The sequence below is a fragment of the Nitrospirota bacterium genome (genome assembly GCA_013388455.1).
Taxonomy (GTDB): domain Bacteria; phylum Nitrospirota; class Thermodesulfovibrionia; order Thermodesulfovibrionales; family SM23-35; genus JACAFF01.
Genome location: JACAFF010000003.1, coordinates 140,176 through 147,189, shown reverse-complemented (window position 1 = coordinate 147,189; position 7,014 = coordinate 140,176). Strand labels below are relative to the sequence as shown.

Here is a 7,014-nt window from a genome sequence, read left to right as displayed (position 1 = left end):
AGTCTCTGGTTAAATAGTGGTTTATCATAAATCACATCCAGATTATTATCAATGAATTCCTCTTGAATGGTTCTATTATATCTTTCAATGTAAGTATTAATCTTTGGGCAACGAGGATAAACACTTTTGAATCAAAGGGTGTTAATTTCACGCCTATGGATATTTAGAATCCTAAGTTTATCTTATCTACCTATAAGTTTTTTTTGCTTCAATTTGGTATTCATTTGTGTTAGAATCCATTTCAAAAAGAAATATACCTATTGCAAAATGCATAGAGGTTCCCTAAACTCGAAACAGGAGGTTAAAAAGATGCGGTTTAAGAAGTCTTTTATTATCTGTCTTGCAGTGGTAATTATTTTTTCAATCTTGCAATTTGCTCATGCTGCATCTGAGGTTGTAGAGGCTACTTCTGCTGATTCATCAACACCTTGGTGGGTATGGCCCCTTGTGCTTTTTATTGTCACCTTTATACTCGGTATAGTGGCTGTCCTTGGCGGAGTTGGAGGAGGCGTCCTCTTTGTGCCGATAATTGGTGGATTTTTTCCGTTTAATTTAGATTTCGTAAGGGGAGCAGGTCTTTTCGTTGCCCTCTCTGGCGCACTGGCAGCAGGCCCTGGTCTTCTCAAAAGAGGAATGGCAGACCTCAGGCTTGCCATACCTGTTGCTCTCATTGCATCATCAAGCGCCATAGTTGGTGCAATGATAGGCCTTGCCCTTCCAAAGAATGTTGTAAATATAGCCCTTGGTCTTACTATCCTTGGCATTGTTGCCATAATGCTCATGGCAAAGAAGTCAGAGTTTCCCGAGGTTCAAAAGGCAGACGCTCTCTCGACTGCCCTGAGGATAAACGGGATTTACTACGAGATATCAACAGGACAGGAGGTTAACTGGAAGATTCACAGGACTCCCCTCGGACTCGCATTATTTATAATAATAGGTGTTATGGCAGGTATGTTCGGTCTTGGTGCTGGCTGGGCAAATGTGCCTGTTTTGAATCTCCTCTTGGGTGCACCCCTTAAGGTATCTGTTGCCACAAGCAAGTTTCTTCTCTCAATAACTGATACATCCGCAGCATGGATATACATGAACAATGGTGCAGTCCTGGCCATGATGGTTGTGCCTTCAGTAATAGGGATAATGCTCGGCTCAATTATAGGAGTGAAGATCCTGGCAAAGACAAAACCAGTAGCAATAAAATACATAGTTATCCTGCTTCTACTCTTTTCAGGCCTGAGAGCATTGCTCAAGGGTCTTGAGGTATGGAAATAGTACACAGGGTGAACAATGTTTCCCACTGTGAAGTCCCTTGTTTAATAGCTTAATAAAGGAGGATATTCATATTATGGTAGAAAAGTTAAAGGCAACAGAGGAGCAGTTAACATATGCAAGGGTCCTTGATCTTGGCATGAAGATAGGTCTATTGATCCTTATTGTATTTTTTATTATCTATGTAACAGGTATACTTCCATCATATATACCTGTTAATGACCTTCCAAAATACTGGAAGCTCTCTGTTCACCAATACCTTGATGCAACAGGTATCCAACAGGGCTGGACATGGCTAAAATTATTGAACAGAGGAGACTTTCTTAATTTCTTTGGTATAGCCTTTCTTGCTGGTGTGACGATCATTTGCTATATCGCTGTTATTCCCATATTCTTCAGGAAAAAGGATAAGGTCTATGGCGTCCTTGCAATAATTGAGGTCCTGGTGCTTCTGCTTGCAGCATCAGGAGTATTAAAGACAGGAGGTCATTAATGAAACTTGGCAAGGTCCTTCTTACAACGGATAGTTCACCTTTCAGCTCAGGTGCTGAAAGAGAGGCCATTAATTTGGCAAAGAGGTTTAATTCAGAACTCTATATCCTTTCTGTTATAGAGACTAACCCTGAGTTTACTGCCCTTGCACCTGGTATACTTGAGAAACTAGAAGAAAAGACAAAGAATCTTCTCAGCAAGATCAGGCAAAGGGCTGAAAAAGAGGGGGTAAAATCAGAGATTGTTATCCGTGAGGCAGAAGAGCCCTACAAAATAATTATAGATGAGGCTCAAAAGAGAAAGTGCGAAATTATTATCATGGGTAGAAGAGGTAGGACAGGTATAACGAGGTTTCTTATGGGAAGTGTAACAGCAAGGACAGTTGGTCTTTCCCCTTTAAATGTTCTTATTGTACCGAGGGCTGCAAGGGTTGAATTTAAAAATATAGGCGTAGCTACCGATGCATCAAGATTCAGTGAGGCTGCTACAAAAGAGGCAATCCAACTTGCCGTTGAAACAGGTGCAAACCTATATGCCATTGCAGTTATAACGCCTGGTGCCGCACCGGAAAGAATCAAGGAATCAGAGGATACACTGATGAGAATAAGTTCAGAATGTAAGAAAAAGGGCATAAGGGTTGAGAAGGAGCTTGTCAAAAATAAACCTCATGAAAGGATATATGAGGCAATCCTCGAATATGCAAAGAGACAAAAGGCAGACCTGATTGTACTCGGTTCCCATGGCAGGACAGGTATACAGAAATTACTTATGGGAAGTATTGCTGAGAGAGTAATTGGTCATGCAGATACAGCAGTGCTTGTTGTTAAGACTGCCGTATAATATTATAACATAAGAGAATAGAAGACCGACTGTCAGAGATTAAACAATCAGAAGAAAAACTTTCTATCCTTTTATCTCAATAAAACGCCTTATCACATACATATTGGCAAATAGGGTATCTCTGGGAAAGAATCCCGCATAAGGGATCTTATTGGTAGCATCATCTATCATTGCTATAAGCCACCATTTCTCAGGTATGTGCTCAAGCCATTGGTGTTGGGAGAGTCCATCTGCACAAGCATACCTGCCTTGGGCATTCTCCTTAGCCTCTCTGACAGTAAGTCTATTCTCGATGACCTCTGTTAATACCTTATATTTTTGAATATCACGCATAGTTACCAATAACTTATTAATGTGGTTATCCTCCTTCTCAGAGATAAGATGTAATGTATCTCTTAAGGGAAAAAGAATAACCACTATGTGACATTTCAAAATAGTAATATCACCAGATATTTTTTTCTTGACAAATTATTTATATTTACTTTAGTATGATAAGTTTTGTGATTTTATCAAAAATATTATCCATTTTGCCTATTATATCCTTTTTAATTTAAGGCTTGACAATGAGGAAATAGATGCGTTTAAAGATGAGAAGTTGCATTTTGATTTAAAACATAATAATAGAAAGGAGGTAACATTATGGCAGAAAAAGGTAAGTCCAAGACTGACGTTTCTGCAAGAGCAGATGCAAAGAGCAGAGTGCAATACTGCCGTTTTTGTGGTAACAAAGTTGATATAGTTCTTGCAGTTAGCCCGACAGGAAAGAAAAGAATCAAACGACTTTGTTGTGAAAACTAAGGCATAATTTCCTGCGGTAAAAAAATTTACCGCAGGAAATTATATAATTACCTGTCTAAAAGAAGTACCTTGCTAATTCATTCTTTAAAAAGCGATTCTTATGGTGGATACCATTTGGATTTATCTTTACAACTTCTGATTTTTCCCAGTTCTGGAAAAGTTCAATGATATTATCAAGTGAATCTTTTTGAAGTTTAACGATTGTTTCCCTCATTGGAAGCGAAGTGATAAGATTATTATCAATAAAATCATTTATCCTTTCACGATAAAAAAATGTTAGAAATACCATCCCTTTTAATATTCTTTTGTTAGTTCTAAAAGAGAATATAAATTTTTCAATTGAATTTTCAAGAAAAATGTCATTTCTTATCTGGGTTTTTTTGTCAATGCCTATAGCCTGAAACCAATATTTTTTATTAATGATACTGTCAGCTTTTATCTCAAGTATTGAGTGAATTATATTTTTTTTATTAACTGTATATACATTATGAGCAACAGTATCTGCTGCGAGATGACTCATATAGCCGTATGCAAAAGATTTTTGTTGTTTTGTCTTTGCTTCTTCGAGAAGGTCAAATGCGAATTCCCAACTATGAGAATTCTTTTGAGCTGGTAAATACTTTTTTCCAACTATAATATCAGCCATGAGATTTCCGTATAGAAAATCTTTCTTGTATCTCCTTATAATTTCAAAGAGACCCGCTGGTAAAAAAGCACCAAGGGAATATAATTGATTGCCGAGATATATATGCGTTAATGGGCCCCACGCAAATGCAAGCGATGGCAATAACAAAAATGACAATAATAAAAATATTTTAAATAATATCATTTAAGTTCCTTTAGTAAATCCAAAATAAGCCTGACTCCCACTCCAGTAGCTCCTCTGGGTATACAGGGCTTATCTTTTTCCTGCCAGGCAGTCCCGGCGATGTCAAGATGAACCCAGGGTGTTTTGCCAGCAAATTCAGATAAAAAAAATGCTGATGAAACAAGTGAACCACTTTTGCCACCAGAATTCTTGAGGTCGGCGATATCACTTTTTATATATTCTTTATATTCGTCAAAAATTGGCATTTCCCATACTCGTTCGTATGTCCTTTCTCCTGATTTTTTTATTTTGTTCATTAGACTTTTATCATTTCCCATCATAGCGATTGCTTCATTGCCAAGAGCTATCGAACAAGCACCTGTAAGAGTTGCTATGTCGATAATATAACGCGGGTTATAACGTTTTGCATACCCTATTGCATCTGCCAGAGTGAGTCTTCCTTCTGCGTCAGTATTTATTATTTCGATTGTTTTACCATTGATTGTTTTTACAACATCCCCTGGTTTAGTTGCAGAACCGTCTGGAAGGTTTTCTGTCGCAGGAAGTATACCGATTAAATGAACAGGAATTTTTAAAAGAGAAACAGCTTTTAACACCCCAAGAACGGCAGCTCCACCTGCCATGTCATATTTCATTTTCTCCATTCCTTCTGCAGATTTAATTGATAAACCACCGCTGTCAAAGGTGATGGATTTTCCAATAAGAACAATTGGTTGTTTCTGGGAACCTTTGTATTTGATAACTATAAACTTTGGAGGTTCATTTGAACCTCTAACAACAGCAAGGTAAGCACCCATACCAAGCTTCTGGACATCTTTTTTATCGAGAATTTTTACTGAAGTCTTTTTATTTTTAAGACTTAAGGCTATTAATGAAAGATGTTTTGGAGTCATATCATTCGCAGGGGTATTGATCAAATCCCTTGAGAAATTTACAGAGGAAGAAACCGCTTTGACCCATTTCAAATCATCTCTGAGTTCCTTTTTGTCTTTTGAGATAATAGTAATAGCTGTTAAAGATTTATCTTCTTTTTCCTTGACATATTTTTTGAATGTATATAGTCCAAGCAACGCGCCTTCAATGAAATCAGTTGGCTTTTGTTTCAGGAAGTAAATAAGGTTTGTAGATAATGCTAAATTCTTTATTGCCTTATCTCGAAGAAATGTCAGTGAATCACCACCTGCCTGTCTGATTTTTTCTGCTGAAATATCGTCCTTTTTGCCAAGCCCAACAAAAAGAATTCTTTCAGGCTTGATATTATCAGGCGCGTGGGTTAAAAACAATTCTCTGTGTTTACCGTTGAATTCCTTAGAAAAAATTTTCATGATTAATTTTTGAATAGAGGAATTAAGATGACTATAATACTCCGTATTACCTTCTATAAAAGGCAATATCAAAACGTCACAGGCACAATCTTCTTCTCTAATATTCTTTATATAAAAAAACATTATTTACTTCTTAATTAATAAATTTTAGACTATTTAACATAAAAATATCTATACTTCTATTTATTGACATAAAACTCCATTTAGGTAATCATTAAACTATGACTTCCGGGATAAACACTTCATATTCAAAAAAAATGCTTCAAAAAGTTTACGGATATGGAGTTTCATTTGTCGAAGGGAACACAGTAAAACTTTTGTGGAAAGGTGTTGAGACATTTCAGAACATTTTTGATACTGTAAGAAAGGCAAAAAAGCTGATCTGCCTTGAATTTTATATATTCAGAAGTGACGAGACAGGAACTGAACTTGCGGACATACTTAAGCAGAAAGCCTCTGAAGGAGTCAGTGTATATATTCTCTACGACCATTATGGTTCTATGGGGACTTCAAGAAAATTCTGGAAGAGTCTAAAAGAGGCTGGAGTTCATATCAGGGCATCGAGGCCCTTCAAATGGACTTCACCTTTTCAGTATATTTACAGAGACCATAAAAAACTTATCATAATTGACGGAACGATGGCTTTTACAGGCGGGTTAAATATTGCTAATGAATACAGAGGATATTACAGATTGAAGAAAAGGGAAGGGTGGAGAGATACAGGAATATTCCTTGAGGGGCCAATAGCTAAAACATTGTTAGATATTTTCAAAAAAAGCTGGGAACTATGGAAAGGGGAACCTATAAAGTTTCAAAAAAATGTAGAGCCAGCAGTAGATGGACTACCAGTACTACCTATTTTTGCAAGTTCAGCAAAAGGCAGGAGGAAGATGCGGAAACTAATATATTACAGCTTTAACAAGGCATTAAAAAGTATTTATATAACAACAGCCTATTTCACTCCGAGCAAAAGGATGCTTCAGTTACTTGAAAATGCTGTTCTAAGAGGAGTAGATGTAAAGTTACTTTTACCTGGCAAGTCTGATGTATTACCTGCCCATTATGCTGGAAGAGCATTCTACACAAAGCTTCTTAAAGCAGGAGTTGAGATATATAATTATCAAGGTGAAATTCTTCACGCAAAGACTGCTATTTTCGATGGAGTTTGGAGTATTATCGGTTCAGCTAACCTTGATTTCCAGTCACTTAGAAGAAATGATGAAGGTAATGTAGGCATTATAGATGAAAGTTTTGGAAAACAGATGACTGATATTTTCTATGAGGATTTAAGACACTCTATAAAGATAACCCTTGATCATTGGTTAAAGAGGCCGTTTATTGAAAAAATAAAGGAGAAGTTTTTTACAATTTTCAGAAGAAAGCTGTGAAAAAGCAAAAAATATATTAAAGGGAAAAAATATAAGGCGGGAGTTGCAATGGACTGGGAAAATAAAAATATCCGTT

Annotated in this window: 8 protein-coding genes; 5 read left to right on the top strand and 3 right to left on the bottom strand. The window is 36.7% G+C overall.

Features of this window, described 5'->3' with window-relative positions; genetic code table 11:
* Positions 1-309: 309 nt before the first annotated feature.
* The 3 genes from HXY53_01585 to HXY53_01575 all read left to right on the top strand — a co-directional run bounded on the left by HXY53_01585 (position 310) and on the right by HXY53_01575 (position 2,598).
* Positions 310-1,269 carry a sulfite exporter TauE/SafE family protein gene (locus HXY53_01585; GenBank protein ID NWF75264.1) on the top strand — a complete coding sequence of 320 codons (960 nt, stop codon included), beginning with the start codon at positions 310-312 and terminating at the stop codon, positions 1,267-1,269.
* A 73-nt stretch (positions 1,270-1,342) separates the two neighbouring features.
* A complete protein-coding gene (locus HXY53_01580; GenBank protein NWF75263.1) occupies positions 1,343-1,759 on the top strand; it encodes a hypothetical protein in 417 nt (138 codons plus the stop codon).
* On the top strand, positions 1,759-2,598 hold the full coding sequence (locus tag HXY53_01575) for a universal stress protein (protein NWF75262.1): 840 nt from the start codon (positions 1,759-1,761) through the stop codon (positions 2,596-2,598). The genes HXY53_01580 and HXY53_01575 overlap by 1 nt, the downstream gene beginning before the upstream one ends.
* 63 nt (positions 2,599-2,661) lie before the next feature.
* On the opposite strand, the gene HXY53_01570 is transcribed toward HXY53_01575, so the two are convergent.
* Positions 2,662-3,030 carry a hypothetical protein gene (locus HXY53_01570; protein ID NWF75261.1) on the bottom strand — a complete coding sequence of 123 codons (369 nt, stop codon included), beginning with the start codon at positions 3,028-3,030 and terminating at the stop codon, positions 2,662-2,664.
* A 207-nt stretch (positions 3,031-3,237) separates the two neighbouring features.
* On the opposite strand from HXY53_01570, the gene HXY53_01565 reads away from it, so the two are divergent.
* Positions 3,238-3,396, top strand: coding sequence for a hypothetical protein (locus HXY53_01565; GenBank protein ID NWF75260.1), 159 nt, complete (start codon positions 3,238-3,240; stop codon positions 3,394-3,396).
* Between the two features lie 55 nt (positions 3,397-3,451).
* Here HXY53_01565 and HXY53_01560 read toward each other — a convergent pair whose 3' ends face one another.
* Both HXY53_01560 and HXY53_01555 read right to left on the bottom strand, forming a co-directional pair.
* Positions 3,452-4,225, bottom strand: a complete 774-nt coding sequence (locus HXY53_01560; GenBank protein NWF75259.1) for a zinc dependent phospholipase C family protein — start codon at positions 4,223-4,225, stop codon at positions 3,452-3,454.
* Entirely contained in the window at positions 4,222-5,673 is a 1,452-nt protein-coding gene (locus HXY53_01555) for a leucyl aminopeptidase (GenBank protein NWF75258.1), read from the bottom strand. Before HXY53_01555 ends, HXY53_01560 begins: the two co-directional genes overlap by 4 nt.
* Positions 5,674-5,771: 98 nt before the next feature.
* Between HXY53_01555 and HXY53_01550 the strand changes: the two genes are divergently transcribed.
* The gene (locus HXY53_01550; protein ID NWF75257.1) at positions 5,772-6,938 is read left to right on the top strand and encodes a hypothetical protein; all 1,167 of its coding nucleotides are present in this window, start codon (positions 5,772-5,774) and stop codon (positions 6,936-6,938) included.
* Positions 6,939-7,014: the final 76 nt, after the last annotated feature.